The sequence below is a fragment of the Acinetobacter sp. SwsAc6 genome (assembly GCF_013391565.1).
GTDB classification, from domain to species: domain Bacteria; phylum Pseudomonadota; class Gammaproteobacteria; order Pseudomonadales; family Moraxellaceae; genus Acinetobacter; species Acinetobacter cumulans.
On the sequence record NZ_JACAXE010000011.1, the window covers coordinates 82459 to 101939 of the forward strand.

A 19481-nucleotide genomic window follows, 5' to 3' on the forward strand; every position below is an offset into this window, starting at 1 on the left:
AAGGTGGCCATGGCCACCTTTTTTATGCAAAAACATACGGTCAGTGCTCAATTTGCAAGTCTCGCCATTGAGGCTGTACAGTAATTGAATTCGTCTCGGCATCGTTAAAATACACCACGACTCGACGGCTTTTTGCATGAGCCATCTCAATCTGCTGATCATCCTGCAGTTCGACTTTCCCTTTTGCCTCTGCAGTAATTCGACTCGCATTTACCCCTTTTTCAAGGAGATAGTCACGCACTGCATCGATACGGCGTTGAGATAACGCAATGTTATAAGCGACGCTGGCACGGCTATCGGTATACCCTTTTAGAGTAATACTCATATCAGGATATTCAGCCAAAATACTTGCAATTCGCTCCAAAACACCTTTGCCTTCTGCATTTAATACCGCCCGATCTACCGCAAAATGTACAATATTTTCAACCACAACATTAGGTAAAGCAGCCTCAATCACTTCAGGTTCTACAGATGTTTTAGGCTTTAATGGCCATACATCTGGGTTTACGCCATGACAGCCTTTGCCATTCAATGCAGATAACTCAGGGACTTCTGCCTCGCTCCAATTCAGGTACGGCTTTTCTTCAGGCAAAGCATAAATCACTTTTTGCAATTGACGTTCAGCACTTATAAAATGCTCACGCGCATGACGCCATCCCAACTCACAATACTCAGCAGCAGCCCAAACTAACATGACCTCGGCATTGGCCAACGCTTGAGGCTCAGCATCCAAAGCACCACGTTGCTTTAAATATTCAATTTGCCACCACAAATCACGGCGCATCACCTGTGAAGGCGAAATAATTTGCGTCACTAAATTGATATTGGACGGCTCAACAAGTTGGTTAGCCTGCACATAAGCCTCTTTACCTGCTGATGTAAATCCGCGTTCGCTATACTCATGATTAGCATAACTCAACCAAGCTTCAGCTTTTGCCAACTGATAACGCTCAATCCCAGAGGTCGTTGTAGCAATACGCTCATTAATAGATTGCTTTAATTGTTGTACATTCGCTTTGCTATATGGCTCTACTTCGGTCGCCATCGCACCAGATGTCATCAAGCAGCCAATTAACATCATCATTTTTGATTTTAAAACTGACATTATTTTGGCTCCAATGCTTTGTTGACGAACTTATTTTTTCGATTCAATAAGTTTTCATCAAATTTGAATCGGAATCTAAAATAAGTTCCATCCATAGTGGTTTCACCATCCGTGAGGTCTTTGTCGTGATAACCAATAAAGTTATAGCCACCTGACACCCATAAATTGGTTGCCAGTAAATACCCCACTTCTACCCCTGCAAGATAGCGAATACCATCAGATACGTTATTCCACATCACACCAGTATTCACACCCGCATCCCAACGCTCGCTAATGTCATACATAAAACGTGTATTGAGCATTTGTGTCATACCACTGGTTTGAATAAAACCATAAGTTTCATCTAGATATTTCACTGCATACTGTCCAGATAAATGAATATCACGGACAGTATGGTAGTTAAGGTGCGTCGATAAAATATATGCACTACGTTCGTATGGAGCGCTTAAAGTGGTTTCATTATTTTCATAACGATGTTCTATTTTACTGAGCGCATCAAAGCGGTTGGTTTGTACATCGCGATATGCAGCACCCAATTGGAAGCGGTTGATAAATCGATCGCCAGAATCTTTTGCTTTGTTATCTGTATAGTTCAGTACATTCTTAGCAAGAAGCGTTACTTCATCGGTTAGTTTGTACGCTGTGCCTAGCGTATTTAAGTAGCTATTTGACTGACTTGCCCAACGCCCTTCTAAACGTGCAACATTTTTCCAACGTGGATTACTCAGGTGCTCAATACCTAAAGTCGCAGCGGTTGATTCAAGTGAATCTTTATTGTCACCTTCAATCACTTTAACTTTTTCAAAGCTGGTATTAAAGAATAAGCCTTCTTTTAACTGCCAGCGGTTACGTACCCCCATAGCAGCTTCAGCTTCACGTGCACTCATGCCATCACGCACGCGGTATTCACTAAATACCGAACCATCTCGCATGTACTGACTGTCTAAACCAAATACTGTCGTATTCCGGCTTTGTGAGTCATTCAACTCATATAAACCGCCAATACTCGAAATAAATTCATGGCGCGCGTATGCATGTACATTGTTATAAACATTGGTATCTGCACCAAGTGCAAAGACTTTGCGTTCACTGTCCGCAACATCTTGCTCATATTCCGCAAATACACTTGTTCCATTAAATGGCAGGCTAGCTTTGAGCTTAGAACGAATCGTCGTGCCATTATAAGGCGTAGATACTGTAGACGTTGATTCACTTGCAGCTACAATGGTCTCATCATAATAACGCACACCAAGCTCTGCACTTAATATACGGTTGATGGCACGCTCAATTGTTGCACTCACACCATTACGTATACCCGCATTTGCGATATCTTCTGTACGCAATGCTTCAAGACGAATAACACCTAACTTATCTACACGTGCACTTAGCTTGACTGCACTTTCTTTACGGCCAGAGCTAATTGAAGAGGCCGCATTTTTAAATCCTTCATCCGCTTGATGATGATAGGCTCTTACTTCAATATTCTTATCTTTATAATCCAGCTCAACACGACCTGCCGTACCATCTGTAGGCGTGTCTACACCTTTGGATGCATTGACATTGGTTAAGCTGTCTAAATTAATTGAATCGTGTTCTGAATATGCATATTCAGCAATCAATTTAGTCTTTGAATTTACATTAATAACCGTATTTAAACTGGCTATTTTTTCTTCATCAACTGGATCTTCATTTTGAATATATGAACCACCTACACTCAATTTCTCAGTCAGTTTAAGTGAGCCATTTACCCCAGCCACTGTATATTCATCACCGCCTTTATCGGTTTCAACGGTAATCCTTAAATACACAGGATTCAGGTCTTGATCGACACTACTCAAAGGCGTAGTAAGATAGATACTATTGCTATAACTATCAACTTCATAGTCACTGAAACGCGATAAGGTTTGTTGTGAAATAATTAAACCTGGATTGTTCCGATCTCGAACAATAATTTCAATTTTTTCACTATTTTCGAGCACTTCATCAGCACTAATACCAAGTGAGTATGGCCCAGAAACGCCCATAGCACGTAATTCATTGACAACTTGTGTCGTACTCGTACGTGAAGCAAAACCACTCAGTTTATAGCGATCACCTTCTACTGTAGATTTAACACCTGTAAGCGATCGGCTGTATTGCCCAAGTGATAGGCCTTCTGCATTTTCTGTACGGGTAACATAATCGCCATACATTGCGTATGAGCGACCTTTATCAACGCGAACATAAAACTTACTGGTCGACTGCGCATCAAACCCTTTGGCAGAAGCATCACCATAAACTGGGTAATATTCATCAGGGCGAATATCACGGAATAAACGCTGATTATCTGATTTGGCAGAGTCATACGCCATGGTGAGTAGATAATCACCACGGACCTTACCTTTTAAGAAAAATGCTGCTCGTCCACGTGCCGAATGTGTACCATCCGCTGAACTTGAAATATCATTTAATTCTTCTTCAAAACCATCTTGAGTTGAAGATTTTGATAATTCTTTTGGATCAAAATTATTGAGCGCAAATGAGCCTTCTATAATACCTGCCACAAGCATTGGGCGGAGCTCTGCAAGAAAGCGAACGGGGATGTTCGATTCATACACACCGCTACTAATTCTGAGAACACCTTCCCCTGCTTCTGTTGGAGCAAGCACAGGAACAACAATTGAGCCACCTTCAGCAAAAACTTGGATTCCTGGCTTATTTGGATCTAGGTCTTTAAGCTGAACAACACCTATGCTTGATTCAATATTAATTGGGGTACGAGAGGCAATCGGCGTACGTTCTTCATCGGTAATTTTGACCAGAACTTGAAATACATCTTTGCCGTTGGCATATACATTCGGTTCAACAACTTGGGTATCCAACTTAGACATATTACCCGGAGCAATCACAGTAACTTTATTGCGCTCACGGATGTTGCCCCAATTGTCATACTGACGTGCTTCTATTTCATTTTTACCCGGCTTAAGCGCGACACCAATAAAATCAAAACCAGCCACCGCAGCATCAACATTAACTGCTTTTTTACCAATACGCTTTTCATCGACTTTGACATCGTTTACAAACAATTGAATATCAGTTCCATATACCCCTTTTAACTGCACAGTCGTTTGGGTCGCAGGAAGTACTTGTTGCTCTTTTAAATTTAAGATATGCAAATGATTGGATTCAGAACGCTGTAATTCCTGTTCTAAATCTAAAATCACTGGTGCTTTAATGGGTTCGATCTGTACTGTTTTAACTTCGCGGACATGATCTTTTTTATATTCAATATTACAATTTGCAGATGCACCATTTGCACTAATACATCCACTCGAAGGCTGACCCTGTACATCAGAAACATAGTTTGTAATAGGATCAACACTTAAATCTGCACGTATCGCCTGTTCCAAAGCATCTAATTGCGCGTCTATATTTTTTTTACGCTCATCAATTTGATCTGACAAAGGCTGACTACATTGTCCCATGCCGTCTGTAATCGCAAAATCTGCGCGGTGTAATTCACCACGTTTAATGTCTACAAAACGGCTTCCAGGATCACCTGCCTGACGGTTATTAATGAGTACCATCTCAGCATTTGCTGGCAAAGTCGTGGTATCTAATTTCAAAACGTGTGTAATTGCTTTTACACCGTAGAAATTATATTTTCCTTCACGATCAGTCACTGCAAAAGTCCCGTCTTCCATATAAATACGGATGCCCGGAACACCTGCTTCACCTACATCTTGAACGCCGTTACGATTACAGTCTGTAAATACCTTACCAACAACAAAACCATCAGTACTAAATACCCCAGGAGAAATTTTTAGCTGTGCTTGAGCTTCATTGGAAGTTGTCCCTAATTGATCTTTTGCATAAGCACGGTTAATGCCATCACCACTTAATGCATTTGGACCAATATAAACGCGGTATTGCACCTTCATTTCTTGTTGTGGTGTCAGTGTACCTAAACCAAATGATAAAAAAGGCCCTTTCCCACCTTCAGGATCACTGGCTTTTTTGCTATTCACACGTGTAGTTCCAGTCACATAGACTAAACCACGTGGTAAGGTATCTTTCATATCCACATCGTACAATGTGGTATTGCCTTTATTCGCAACCGTAACGATATAGTCTTTAAAGTCACCAATCTCAGCAGACTTACTGCCACTGACTTCTTTTTTGACCACCAAACGATTATTTACAGATGGTGTTGCAAGCGGATCAATTGGAATATCAATATTTAACGCAGCATCACCTGTTTTCAGGCTAAAGTTCCCCCCATAAGACCAACTCGAGTCAACTGGACGGCTTCCAAAATCATTGTAAATGGTCTTGTCACTGGTAAAGGTATAACTCGTACCCCCCGGAATTGTACTGGTATCTACATGAAAGCTATATGTACCAGGAATTACCAAAGGATAAATAAATTGTCCATTACTATCCGTAATTTGGGTCGCGGGTATTGCAATTAATTGACCCGTTTTTTCATCTATACGGAATGCAACATTGTTTCCAATCGGTTGACCATTTACATCACGTAAAGTAATGGTTGCGCCCGCAACAGGTAATCCAGTTTTAGCATCAAATACAACCCCATAAGGGTCAATTAAAACATCTGCATTAACGTCTGTAATGGTCTTTGTTGAGTTGCCATTTTCGTCTAAACAGTCCGTTAGACTAATCAAGACTTTATCGCGCTTGACCGTTTGTAATACAAAGTCGCCAGAGTTCGGGCTGGTGTTTTCTTCTGTTGGCAATTCAAAGCGGAATACGCCTGTATTTAAGCCTGTTTCAACAGCCTCAACATACTCTGTATCGCCTGTCGTATTCGATACAACTTTAATTTTTACTTTATCTAGCGTTGTGCGTGTTGCATTACATACGGCGCTCGAAGCAGAAATAAACAAAGGTTTTTTGAGACTGACTGTCCCAATAATACTTGAGTAATCCCCTGTATTATTTGAAACATCTGAGTGTCCACCCACTTGGGTAATCGCATCATTTGATATGGTTTTTTTAATTCCCGTTGCTGTCCCATGTTCCACACTAAAGCGGTTAGTTAATGTGGTACTCGAAATATTCGAGTTCATGGTGACAACCAATTCAACAGCCTCTGTTGCATTCCCTGCTAAGGCTTGCGGATAAGCCACCACAAGCTCATTGATGGCATCTTTATTGGTAGGAATCTGCTTGGTATAGCTATTATTGCCAGACTTGTAGAGCACAATTGCATTCGAGTTGGCAGGTTTTGCAGATTTAAATACTGTGTTGGCAGGTAACTCATCTACAAGCAGAACAGCCTGCGTGGAAACCCCATCCACATTAATCGTGGTTAATCCTGAGTTTTTTGCCGAATTATTTTTAACTTCTAATTTATATGTAAGGTCATAAGACTGACCTGCAGCAGGTTCAAATTTTTGCTTATCTACTGTTTTTGTCGCAATCAGTTGTGGAATATAGCTAATGAGTGAATCGGTCGCTTTTGCTTCTGCTGTCGTATCTTGTACCGTATACGCTCGTATCGGTAAATCAACCTGTTGTTTATCTTTTAAAGTCGCAGAAGTATCAGCCACAACCCATAGGTTAACTGTTTCACCTATTTGGAGTGGAATTTTATCTGTAATAACCAGATCGGAACTGTCGAACTGTCCGTTGCCATTACTATCTAGGTATATCTTAACATTACTTAAATCTGGGTGACTCAAACGATCCAACAATACATCTACAGGTGCATTACTGTCGTTTCTGAGTTCATTTAACCAAATGACTTTTGAGCCTGCATCGACTTCTTGTAAAGGTGGTGTGCTTAGCCCAATCACATACAATGGCGTAATGGTCACACCTACAGTATTGGATGGGGAGTTTTTAATGAATCCACCATCTGGGGTGGTATAACTGGCATAGGCGGTATTGCTGATCGTGATACCAGCCGCTGGCATAGAGGCATAGCTTTCATTCACCAAAACAATGGACGAAGCCAAAGTAGTGAATACAAGTGCAATATGTCTGCTATTGACTGGCTCAATTCGCATAAACACGACAATACCCCAAAAAAATTTTAATAATAAAAATAAAGAATCAAAGATAAGCACGAACCGAAGTTCATGCTTATCTACAAACTTAAAAGATTAAGAACCTAAATTTTCAATTACTTATCTACTTCAACAGTGAATTGTAATATCGCATTTTGATTTGGCTGTAATTTAAACGGACTAACAGAGAGTTGTTTGCCATTTAATGTATAAGTTGGTGCCGGTGTCTCTGTAGATGCAGGTACGAAAGAAATATTCGTAGCTGTAGTTGGCGATTTTCCTGTCGTATAAGCAGGAACAGCATCAGTAATTTGAACGTTAGTTACTTCAGCTTTACCATCATTAATTGCCTTAATTTGGTAAACAACACATTCACCTGGTTTAGCAGCCAAGGTTGCCGTACCAAATGTACCAACCGATGTTCCGTCACAATTAGCATCAAGCGCTTGAGTTTTCTCTAAACGAACTTGACCAGCAGTCACTGTAGTACGGTCTTTGTTTGAAACCGCAGCAGCTGGATCAATCGTTGAAATTTTACCGTCTGCATATACCTTGATTGTTGAAACATCAACCAAACCATTCGTCGCTGTACTTGGCGCCTGAACTTTTACCCACAACTTAACGCTTTCGTTCTGAGCTAGACCTGCAAGCGCAGCACCTAAGTCATTTTTTTCAGCAGCAGTTAATACCACATCAGCAGAATCTAGTACGCCATTGCTATTAGTATCTACATATACAGTCGTCGTAAAGCCAGCAGTTGCATCATCTTGTGTAATGTCTAAGTAAAGTGTGCCAGCAGCTGAACCTTCAGTGACATTACCAAGGTTGGTTAATGTATGTTCATAGGTCACTGTACCGCCTGGTGCTACTGAACTTTCCTGACCAGTCACTAAGGTTAAATTGCGCACAGCATTTACCACAACTTGGTCTTTCATTGTGTCAGAAAGTTTTGTCGCTACAGATGTAACCGTAAATGTAATGTCTTTGTCACCTGCTGGCGCATTTGCTGGAGGAGTTACTTTTGCACAGAAATGTTGAGTATTATGCGTTGTTGCATTTTCATACGGTTTAACATCACCCGTGTTAGAAATTGGTGCTGTACCTGTGCATTTCCCATCCTTATCTGCTGTAAAGAACTCAACTTTCCAATCTGATGGAAGATCAGTTGTCAGGTTATAGTTATCTGTGCTTGAACCATGGTTGGTCACAGCAATTGGGAAAGTTACCGTTTGACCAGGATTAGTTGTAATCTTGTCTACGATATAGCTTGTATTTTGGCCTTCACCTGTTTTTTCACTGGCATCATCTTTACCGTCTTTGTTACCCTTACCATTACTTAAATCGACAGAATTTTTAGTCACTTCTGAGATTTTTAAAGTAATTGGGTCAGTTTGTGACGCGTCTTTCGTTGAGGTGATTTTTACAACAGCTTGAATATCCTTTTCATTCACCTTTGTGCCACTGAACTCTGGCGGTAAGTTCACAACAGCAATCAACTGATAGCTTCCACCTACAGCAATTGGTCCTGTATCTTTTGCATTGCCTACAGTAGACGTAAGTGGCGTGCCATTTGGCTGCAAGAACGTAACTGTTGTACCTACTGGTAAATTAGATAAAGCATCTAATTCAACAGTAAAGGTATCTGTTGTATCACCATTGTTGTGTACATAGATAACCTCTAGACCTGTATTCTCAGTACCAGAACCGAATTTCACACTACTGCCTTGCGCAACTGACGCTGCAGTAATAGTATCATCAACACCTTGTGGTGTTTTAGTCGTTGCACTATCGTTAATCACACCAGTATTGGTTGAAAGAACTTTAATTTCAGTATTGTTCGTAGGTACATCTGGAACAGCGTTGCCTGATGTATCTGGACCATCACTGTCATACATTGCGGTGTTTGGTACAGTACCTGGAACCGTGCCTGCTTTTACGTCTGCTTCAAAGGTAATGTTACCGTCAGTATTACGCTCTACACTTTTGATCACAAAAGTTAATTTTTTTGTGCCTGAATCATATTTATAGTAGCTTGCTGTAGTAGATACCGTAGAAGATAGTAGCGAACCATTCAGCTTGACAACATGTTTTGCTGAGTCAAATTCAAGATTGGTATTTAAGGTATCTTCAATAACCAAATCACCTTTATCATTACCTTTGTTACGGTAAGATAAAGTGTATTCAATTTTTTGAGCAGCAGTTTTAACATTCACTTCATTGACTGAAGCTTTTTTCTCTACAGCAAAGACTGCGCCAGCTGTAATGGTTGCTGTATCAGTATTTGATTTAGTCTTATCTGCTGTAGTCGCTGTGGTATCTGCAGAAATAATTTTACTTGTTGCACTGAGTTCTAACTTACCAGCAGTCGCATTTGATACGCCACCAGCAGTTGTTGCAACCACGATCAAGTTGACTTTGCCACCAGCAGCTACAGTCACAACAGTACCTGATGCACCCAATGTCAATGGTGTATTTGAATCCGCTTTACCATCACCATCTGTGTCTAGGAAGACTTTAATATTACTAAAATCCCAGTCATCACCAGTTTTCAAGTTTATCAAATCAATCGTAAACGTATCTGTACCGTTACCATCGTTATATAAAGTATGTTGGAACTGTACTTCTGAGTTTTGGTTGGCAGAAGTCGTCACACTCTGTACTAAACGGAAGCTACCTACTTGAGTAACTGTCGTTTTTACTTCGTTTGACGTTACTGTGCGTGTAGTTGAACCATCGCTATATGTTGCTGTTGCAATGTTACTAATGTTTGTGCCCGCTGCAGGTGTAGCTGCTTGAGCACCTGTAGAAACTAAAGCTAGACCGCCCAACGCTGTCGCGATAGACAAAGATAAGCTGTTACGCTTAAGTGTTTGTATTGGATTTGACATACTTGCCCCGACCCCAAATGGTTATGTTTATGTTGCTTAAAAAGTAATAAAAAATTATTCGTTTACAGAATTCACTTTGGTCTGTGCTGTTACCGTCACAGATTTTTTAGATGGCAGTTCTGCCACCTGCCACTGCAAAGCGCGGTAGTCCTTTAGCGGAACGTTCACGGTTTTGCCATTTACTGTTTTTTTCAGTGGCGCAACTGCGAAGTTAATGCCATCTGTACTTGCAAAGGCGCCTGCTGGTGTACTTGTACCTGTATATTGCGTGTCCGCAGGAATCGGTAACGTTGCTTTCAAACCTTTAATGGTTCCGGCCGTGTTATTCGTATACGTTGCACGATATTCAATAATATCTTTTGGTTTGGTCACATCTGACGCAATAAACTGGGAATTGCCTTTGTTATCGACTGTTTTTTTAAATGCTTTGAGCTGAATAGATACAGGCTCTTTGACTTTACTTTCAGCCATAGCGACCTGAGTTGTAGTCAAGCCCATTAATAGACTAAGTGTTAGCCCTTTTAGCACGATATTTGCCTTCAACATATTTCGATCCATTTCAATTTCAATTAAAATTACATTTTGGTTATGTTTATCACAATTTTATATCAACTCAACTATGAAATTAAACATTTTTTAAACAAATTAATTACTTATTGTTCATTTTTTTACAAAGTACATAATGTGTTTTCTAAGGTAAATTGCACTCAACCCAATTGTGCTGAGTACAATATTATTTAAAAAACTACTCTACTTGTGCACAAAAACGGACTGTACCCGTTGCACGAGGTGCTAATACCCCTGCAATATTCCAACTCAGCGGAGTAGCACTATCTACAGTAGTGCAATCCCCCCCAGTACACATACTCTTTAGTGATGTACCCAATGGCACTGCATCTTTAAGTACAACATCTACTAAATTTTTGGCTGAGTTATTGGTATAGCTAATTTGGTATTCCAAATAGCTCACTTTATCTTGGACTTTGGTCAAAATGTTGCTTTTGACAAAAGTGGCTGTATCTGTACTTGTAGAAGGACAAGACTTTACTTCTCGGACACTTTTTACGAGATCTAAACCTGCAGAACCAACAGTGGTGATATCTCGAACAGAATTTGATAAGCTTGTAACACCCGCGCTCATCGTGGGTGTATGCTTCACTGAGAATTGCGCACTTAAGCTGTCACCTGCTTTCGCATTTGAAGGTGACATTACACGCTGAACTAAACAGATTTTTTGCTCAGGTAAAATCGGTGCCGACAGTGGCGCGCTTTGTAGGGCTAGCTCATAAGATTTTTCGCCAGCATCCACAGCACCATTACAGTTGGCATCATAATAAATAAGACTTTGCCAAACTGGATCTATTGCTGGTTGCTGCTGGTTAGATAAATTTAACGTACCAAGCTTATGTACGCTCTTTGAAATAATTTCATGGGGATATTCAACAACATCTCCAGCAGCAATATTTTTCTGACCATTTTGAGTCAAAATCAGCTGAAGCTGTGCGTCACCAAATAAGAAGCCATCGTAAGTATTTGCATTTTTAGTGATGGTAAATAAATCAAAGCTAGAGTCAGTCGTTGCAGTCACGGATGCAGACTTGTTAGTACTTACAGACTGATAGTCAGCTACATTCTTTTGTACAAGGCAAACACGATTATTAACATCAAATACTTCTTGAAATGTACGAATTTCAAAATCGCCATTGCCATTGGTTTGAACTGATGCGTACTCAGGAGTGCCAGAACAATTTTTTAAAGTCACCGTACTGCCTGAAATACCCAATTCACCTGCATTGACGATGCCATTATAAGCATTGGCTGCAACCTTTGTCGTGCCACTATTATCGTTAAACACACGACCACTGAAGAGATAAGGCGCCTTAATTGCAATAGTTGCTGTTGAACTATTATTTGCAGTAATCGTTTCTGTTGCAGTAGCAACACCACCTACTAGCGGTACGGCAATCTTTGCTGTGTTGGCAATACTTGTACCTGCTGTATTTGCTAGAGCCGTTACTGTAAATTCAAGATAACTAGCAGGAAGAACTGGATTGGTTCCTGTTATTGTGGTTTTTGGTAAAACCATGTCTTTAACAGTAAGCTGATTGTTAACCAAAATAATTTTATCTGCTGTAGGGCAACTTAGAGCTGTACCATCAACACCTAAGCCGACTGCTTTACAGCTCACATTTAAAGGTGCTAGATTTGAAGGAATAACATCTGTGAGTACGGCATCAGGCATGGCGTGCATACCAGTGTTCCATGCCTTAATAGTGTATACAGCAGTTTCACCAACATTATAACTAGCCTTATCTGCCGTCTTAGACACAGCAAGGTCTACAATTGGTTTTATAATCGTATCTGTATCTGTGACACTACAAATACCCAAAGTTTTATTAAATGAGCGGGTCAATCCCGTACTGCCACCTACGCCCGTTTGGTTACTACAGGCTACCCCAGTAGAAGAACCCATCGTTGGCAACTTAACACTAGCCTTATTTAGTGTAGTTGTACCCACATCACCCGTTACTTTGGCGGTAACTAGCACTTCATAGAAAGCATCTTTTGCCAAAGCACCTGTATCTTGTCCAGTGATTGCCGATGATGTCAAATCGGCATCGGAAACAAAAAGTTTTGCTACGTCAATTTTTGAAGAATCTGTACATTTGTTATTTGTAGCGGTACTGCATTCTACTTTTACCAGTTCCAATCCTTGTGCAAGACGGTCATTTAAAAAAGTACCTGTAAAAGTATCTGGCCCTTTATTGGTCACACGGACGGTATAGGTAGTATTCGAGCCTTTTGCAACTTGAGTTACATTATTTGTTTTCTCTATCAGCAAGTCACCCACCATAGAATCAATACTAGAAGCACTAAAGATAAATGCATCACCGCCAGTATTATAGGGAATATCTGTTCTAATAGAACTACTTGCATCCGTTCTAAAATAGACTCGGAATGTTAATGTTGTAATAGGCGCTGATGTATAGACCTGTATACTTCCTGTTGCCCCTTTATCGTCAATGGTTGGCCCTATCGTTAGATTATTTTTAATAATACTACCCCACCAATCCCTCTCTATTTCATTTGTATAAGCTCCTGTATGTTTAATATCCCACCCATTGACAGATACATTTGTCCCAGACAATAAACCTAAACTACTTACACCAGTCGTAGTTAAAAGTTTGAATTGCGCTGCAATACCATAATCATATTGGCCCCCGACCCCTGAAATATTGATCACTGGGTTCGTAATAGGTCTATCCCAAGTGAGAACAATATCCCCCATTTGATAGCCCATCCCACTATTTTCACCTGCTGTATACCATTTTTTCCCATCTAGCTTTGAAAAAGCAGTTAAAAATCTAACACCATAGTTATCATCTAAACTAATCCCTTTTCCTATATCACCACTGGCACGGCTTGAAGATAAGCTATTACTATAATTGTTATAGCCAGAGCTAGGAAAACCTTGACTTTTTAGTGGAACAAAATCTCCAATATTATCCCCACCAAACACAATACCATTCGCATAAACATTATTTAAAATCGAATAATTTACTTTCACTTCAGGGTAATAGTTTTGGGTTGCATTATCCGTTGGGTTTTTTGGGTTAAATACGAATTTAGTGTCTTTGCTAGTGGTAGTACTTCCAGTACGGTTAGTTCCACTAGCAGACATCACCTCCAAAGTCGGAATCGCATACGCATTTACAGTTGTAAGTGCCAATGCAGTTGCAAATATATGACCAAACTGTTTTTTCATTTGCTTATAATTCAACTCAGTTCCCCACATACTTCACCCCAAACTCCAAACTATGGCTTGCACCACTTTTTACTGCTGGGACTGCGCCCTGAATTGCACCACTTCGACCAATTGCAGGTGCCATAATTGAACCTGTATCACAATCTGAACAAACTGGCAGTTTACTCATCACCATTGCTTCTGGTGTCGTATCATAAAAAGTGAATTTACCAATATCAGACGCACCCATGTTTTTAACGGTCAGCTGATAAATCACACATTGCCCCGAACCATCAGTATTTTTAGTAATAGGCAAAACATTGGTGGTGAATGCACCTTCTTCTATGCCATCACAATTATTATCTTTGGCCTGCAATTTGGTTAGGCGCATAGGTGAAGTGGTAATCGTGGTGATATCCGTTGCGCTATCTAGCTCAGTGACACCATCTTTTAAGCGAATAACAGAGGTATTGGTTACCCCAACTGTGCCATAAGACGAGTTTTCGACTTTGGCAAAAATACGGATCGGCTTTTTCTCTGTTAACGTAGAAGTCGGAACATCAGATAAGTTCGTCATCAATACATCACTAGCATCCAGCACACCATTATCATTGGCATCAAAATATAGCGTTGTAATAAACCCTTGTTGGTCATTTTCAACCGTTAAGGTATTTGTTGACTTTAATATTTGACTGCCCCATTGCTTTAAAATATGGCTATACGTGATTGTGCCACCAGGTGCAATTTGCCCGCGCAAGTCAGGATCTAAACTAATCGTACCTGAGCTATTTTTTGAGCCAATTTCAATTGCGTTGTGAATAGTATCGTAGCCATTTTGCGCATTAGGCGACGGCAATTCTGAAGAAGCTACTCTAAAATAAATCTGTGTTGTTGCTGTTTGTGCTGAGACATCAAGGCTCACGACAGCACAATATGTTTGCGACTCACCATTTTGTAAAATGCGTGTAGACGATATTTCCTTAGCTAAAGTGCTACAGTTATCCGTAGTTTCAAAGTAGCGTACAGTTGTTACGCCTGCTGGAAGCTTTAATGTGCTAAATACACCATCATCATCTGCACTGAACTGATATGAAGTTGCAAGGCCTACATGACTGACCCGCAATGGGAAAATGACTGTTTTTCCATTATCGCCACTCTTCGTTTCCCATGCTTTGCCATTGTTTGAAACTGCTCCGTTGCCCAAACCATTATTGTTGGATTTAGGTTCATTGATGTTGATTAAATCCACCGTCCGCACAGCCGTGTTCTGGCTTAATTGCACCTGATCGGTCACCGTATCTGTTTTAGTCGCATCACCAATCGACTGCGCTTTCGGTTTTACCGCAAATAAGGTATTACTGTTGTCTATGTAATCTTTGGGGAAAATCGCTTTAACAACAATCGGCAAACTCGCGCCTGCGGCCAGATAGCCCGTATCAACAACCCCATCGCCATTGCTATCAAAAATTGGGGTTACGCCATCGGCACGATAAAATTCAAACACAGTTCCTGCAGGGAAATTATGCGTATCAAATGTCAAATTAAAACGATCTGCCGTATTTCCCGTGTTCCATACCCAGTTTTTAAACAGAACAGTTGAACCTGTAGCGACAGATCCTTTATCGTCAATATCATTAACATTTGAAGCCGAACCAGCATCAGCATTAATAATCACACCATGCACGGGTAAAATTTCCAAATAAGCAGTATTGGATTGTGTCGTTAATTTAGCTGTATCTGTATCTTTATCATGATCATAGTTAAGGTGAGCAACGTTAGGAATTTGCCCTGGTGTAGGCTTTACAACCTTTACTTTAAACTCTATATACCCCTGAGCATTCGCAGGAACTTTGGTGATTGTTGCACGAATGGTTTTATTATCCGTATCTAGATAATAATTAATACCCGCTGGATCATCACCAACCACGTTCGATGGATTAAGTGCAAGGCCATTCCAAACTTCTGATCCTTTCACATAAGTCAATTCAGCTGTATTTAACACATCCGTGATGTCTACTTCACCACTTTCAGTACCATTATTAAAATAAGTGAGACGAACGATTGCTTCATCATTTGCAACGACGGTGCTTTTATTAAATGCTTTACGAATCGTCATTACAGCTTTATCTGAAATAGTGACTGTATCGGTATTGCTAATCGCCCCAGCTGTACCCAATTGATTTGATGTTGCTGTAAGCCTTAAAGATCCTGTCGCATTTGCTACAGCTGTACCCAGTAATGCTTTTACAATCAATGCAATGGATTCTCCAGCATTGAGCGCATAATTGGTGATGGGCTGATCATTATCTGGTATGCCATCACGATTTTTATCCAGGTAAACCGCATAACCAGGTTGGGATATAGGCCCTGAAATATTATCTATACTTAAGTTATAACTGTCCTTCGCATTACTCGTATTGGTCAGCACATGGTTAAAATAAATTGGCTGATTGGCTACGCCGTAAACATTATTATTATTCACCAATGTAAAACTGTAAACTGGAATAATCGTGGTTTGCACCAAGTTTGAACGCGAAGTTTGAACAAGCGTGGAACCTTCTTCCTTATATTCACCTGTGGCCATATTACTAATGACCATTGAAGTTTTCGCCATTACTCCAGTAGATACAGTTAAACCCAACAATCCAGAGATTGCCCAACGTAGGCTTCGAACCATTATTTTTTCTTTAAACATTTCTGAAAGCCTTTACTCTTATGGGTTCACACGAATCATGAAATACATATTCGCCATTTGACCAGATGACAAACTTGCAATGGTCCCTTTAATACTAGCTGCAGTTGAAGCATTAACACCTGCAGGTACTAAAAATGGTGTACCCACTAATGTGGTATAAGCAGGAACGGCGTCCTGAAACTGCACATTCGTGACAATAGATGAGCCCCTATTTTCAACTTCTAACTTATAAATGACACATTCATTCGGTTTGATAATCAAAGGCTGTGCACTAAAGCTCAGTGATGTGACATTGGCTGGATCAAATGTCATCGTGCAAGTCGGTGCTTTAACTTGATATTTCAGCAGTTGCATCGCAGATGTTGATACAGTGGTCACATCCGTATTTTTAAGATTTTCCAATTTAATGTTGGCAAAAGTTCCTGCCTCAACAATAAGATCTGCAACACTCACAACCCCATGAGTTGCTGTGACTGGTGCTTGAACCTTGAGTAATATTTGAATATCTCGATCAGGTGCAATACCTAATCCAGCACTAAGTGAATTTAAATCTGTATTTGCATCAATAAATTTATCAGAGGGATCAATTTTTCCATCTTTATTCACATCGTAATAAAGACTGTAAATAAAGTTGTCATCCAGTTTCTGCGGATTCACTTTTAGTTTTACAACTGAGCCTTGGTCAGCGCCCTCTGTGATTGTCCCTGTATTTTTTAAAGTATGAACATAAACAATCGTACCACCAACACTCACCTGACCTTGCTGATCGTTACTTAAAATCAGCTGACGTGCAGTACTACTCGAAATTTCATTTTTAATGACGTCGGCTTGTTGATTTACAGGCGATTGAATAGCAAACCAGATGGGTTTCACAAAATTCTGTTGAGAAGCATCAACCTGAATGACCGCACAATAGGCCTTTGTGGCCGCTGCTGCCATCGTTCCAGTATTGGTAATTTGTTTGCCCAAATTTGAACACGTGGCATCCCCCTCATAAAACTTCACAGTAAAACCAGAGGCTGTAACAACTGAAATATTTTGCATATCCATAGCTGAGAAAGAGGCAAATAAATTGTAGTTATTGCTTTGAGTTGACTTGTTTTCGGCAATTAATGGAAATACAACTTTGCCATCCAAAACTGACTTTTTCAGCCATGCATTACCATTGTTGTCAATTTTGCCAACATCTTTACCTGAGTTATCTGAGTTATACAGATCACTTTCTGAAGATGAGGCCACCAATTTAGTAATGACATTGCGCGTAGGGTTAGAGATATCACTTGAAAGTACAGACGTAGCGACCACATCTATGACGATATTACTCTTTTCAGTATTGCAGCTCGTAGATGCCAATACAGCAACACGAATCTCTTTAACAGCAGAACTAGCCAAAGAACCTGTATCAACGATACCATCACCATTGGTATCGGTCAGCAGGGTTTTACCATCTTTATGATACAGGCGGACTTGGGCACATTCAGGTAAATTTGCCGTGCTATAACTCAGATTATAAACATCGGTAATATTTCCCTTATTCCAAACATAGTTTTGGAAAAAAACTTGTTTACCAGGTTTTAACTCATTAATGGTCGACAAGTTGTCTGGATCCTTATTTGGATTACCAGCATCACTATTGCTGTTAGGGTTATTGTTGAGTACAACCCCCAAAGATGGCAACAGCGTATAGTGGACCGTATTCGAATCTTGGTTATAAGGTACTTTAGATTTCTCACCTACATAAGTATATTTTGCAGTATTCGGAATCTTATTTTTATCTGTATTTTTTACACGAACTTGAAAACTCAATGTGCCTGAGGTCAATGGTGGAACTGACTGAATCTCAGCTTGTAGAGTTTTCTGATCAGAAAGTAATTGATAGCTTATACCGCTATTAATTGTGTTTTCAGTATCATTACTGTCTGTCAGCGCAATAGAATTCTGATTCCAATGAGCACTTTCTTTAACGTACTGTAAGGAATCATCCAGTAAATCTGTAAGCGTTAATTTAGCAGTATCTGTACCGTTATTTCGATAGGTTAAGGTATAGGTGATAAGCTCTTGTTCATTACCTTGACTTTTATCTTGAGCCTTTACCACTGAAATTACAGCATCATCAACTACTACAACCGTGTCATTGACACGTGCATCAATCGTATTCGTTGTTTGGCTTGTTGCTTTTAACTCAAAAATACTTTTTTGATTGGCAAGCACAGAGCTCGGTACAGTTCCAACAGCGACAATCGAAAGTGACTCCCCTGCCTTCAAATCAATCGATGAATTTGGTAACAGTAAATCCACATTATCATCTGGAACACCATTTTGATCACGGTCGGCATAAACCTTAATAGAAGCTAAATCAAACTCATCACTCACAGAATGAGTCAAACTTAAGGCATAGCGATCAGAAGTATTACCTGTGTTGGTCAAAACATGTGGAAAATTTACCAATCCACCAATCGTGCTTTGTTGTTGCTGATTTTGCACCAATGTCAGTGCCAATATTTTTTGAACTTCGAGCGAAACAGGGTTTGAATTGACGACTAAGGTACTGCCCGTTTCATCAACATAATCACCAGATGCAATATTAGAAATATAACTACCAGGTAAAGGAAAGGCATATAAACTACTCGAAAACAATAGAGTCATTGATGCAAGAAGTCTGTTCTTTTTTATATTATTCAAAATATCGCCCGCCACCCAATGCACATAAAAAAACAAAACATAATATTAGTTCACATATTTATACATTATTCCATAAAAATCAGTATATTTTCTATACTGTAGATTACATTATTTATTTTTTTTCAAATCTATTCAAATAAATAAACTTAACACAACACTCTAATATTAGATTTAATAACATCAAATTTTAAAAATTCTTAACTCTATTTATATAATTATTATTCAACCAATAGACTTCTTTCATAAGTCATTTTTCACTCAGTTCCATATTATAGATTCCCGCAATTAAATTGAATCTTAAGCCCAATCTTTTGCCACGGTTACGATATCGCTCAGCAAGGATTTTGAAGGTTTT

At 39.8% G+C, this 19481-nt stretch carries 7 protein-coding genes and 1 pseudogene; all 8 read right to left on the bottom strand.

Translation table 11 applies throughout. The features are described from left to right. Positions 1 to 40 precede the first annotated feature (40 nt). Positions 41 to 1105, bottom strand: a complete 1065-nt coding sequence (locus tag HYG93_RS09705; protein ID WP_120365776.1) for an OmpA family protein — start codon at positions 1103 to 1105, stop codon at positions 41 to 43. Beyond that, complete coding sequence (locus tag HYG93_RS09710) at positions 1105 to 7116, bottom strand: SdrD B-like domain-containing protein (protein ID WP_228198918.1); 6012 nt, start codon at positions 7114 to 7116, stop codon at positions 1105 to 1107. The genes HYG93_RS09705 and HYG93_RS09710 overlap by 1 nt, the downstream gene beginning before the upstream one ends. Before the next feature lie 116 nt (positions 7117 to 7232). Next, positions 7233 to 10004, bottom strand: a complete 2772-nt coding sequence (locus tag HYG93_RS09715) for an NEW3 domain-containing protein (protein WP_120365775.1) — start codon at positions 10002 to 10004, stop codon at positions 7233 to 7235. 54 nt (positions 10005 to 10058) lie between these two features. Continuing rightward, complete coding sequence (locus tag HYG93_RS09720) at positions 10059 to 10550, bottom strand: hypothetical protein (RefSeq protein WP_120365774.1); 492 nt, start codon at positions 10548 to 10550, stop codon at positions 10059 to 10061. A 199-nt stretch (positions 10551 to 10749) separates the two neighbouring features. Further along, on the bottom strand, positions 10750 to 13800 hold the full coding sequence (locus tag HYG93_RS09725) for a DUF11 domain-containing protein (RefSeq protein WP_178962441.1): 3051 nt from the start codon (positions 13798 to 13800) through the stop codon (positions 10750 to 10752). Next, positions 13787 to 16426, bottom strand: coding sequence for a hypothetical protein (locus tag HYG93_RS09730; protein ID WP_178962442.1), 2640 nt, complete (start codon positions 16424 to 16426; stop codon positions 13787 to 13789). The genes HYG93_RS09725 and HYG93_RS09730 overlap by 14 nt, the downstream gene beginning before the upstream one ends. 36 nt (positions 16427 to 16462) lie before the next feature. Further along, complete coding sequence (locus tag HYG93_RS09735) at positions 16463 to 19090, bottom strand: DUF11 domain-containing protein (protein ID WP_178962443.1); 2628 nt, start codon at positions 19088 to 19090, stop codon at positions 16463 to 16465. 283 nt (positions 19091 to 19373) lie between these two features. Beyond that, positions 19374 to 19481: pseudogene (locus HYG93_RS09740) on the bottom strand (IS5/IS1182 family transposase); the annotation flags it as partial.

Bases quoted from the DNA above. Each gene is read 5' to 3' on its own strand.
- HYG93_RS09710 (WP_228198918.1), bottom strand. From the start codon at position 7,116: ATGCGAATTGAGCCAGTCAATAGCAGACATATTGCACTTGTATTCACT.
- HYG93_RS09720 (WP_120365774.1), bottom strand. From the start codon at position 10,550: ATGTTGAAGGCAAATATCGTGCTAAAAGGGCTAACACTTAGTCTATTA.
- HYG93_RS09735 (WP_178962443.1), bottom strand. From the start codon at position 19,090: ATGACTCTATTGTTTTCGAGTAGTTTATATGCCTTTCCTTTACCTGGT.
- HYG93_RS09705 (WP_120365776.1), bottom strand. From the start codon at position 1,105: ATGTCAGTTTTAAAATCAAAAATGATGATGTTAATTGGCTGCTTGATG.
- HYG93_RS09715 (WP_120365775.1), bottom strand. From the start codon at position 10,004: ATGTCAAATCCAATACAAACACTTAAGCGTAACAGCTTATCTTTGTCT.
- HYG93_RS09725 (WP_178962441.1), bottom strand. From the start codon at position 13,800: ATGTGGGGAACTGAGTTGAATTATAAGCAAATGAAAAAACAGTTTGGT.
- HYG93_RS09730 (WP_178962442.1), bottom strand. From the start codon at position 16,426: ATGGTTCGAAGCCTACGTTGGGCAATCTCTGGATTGTTGGGTTTAACT.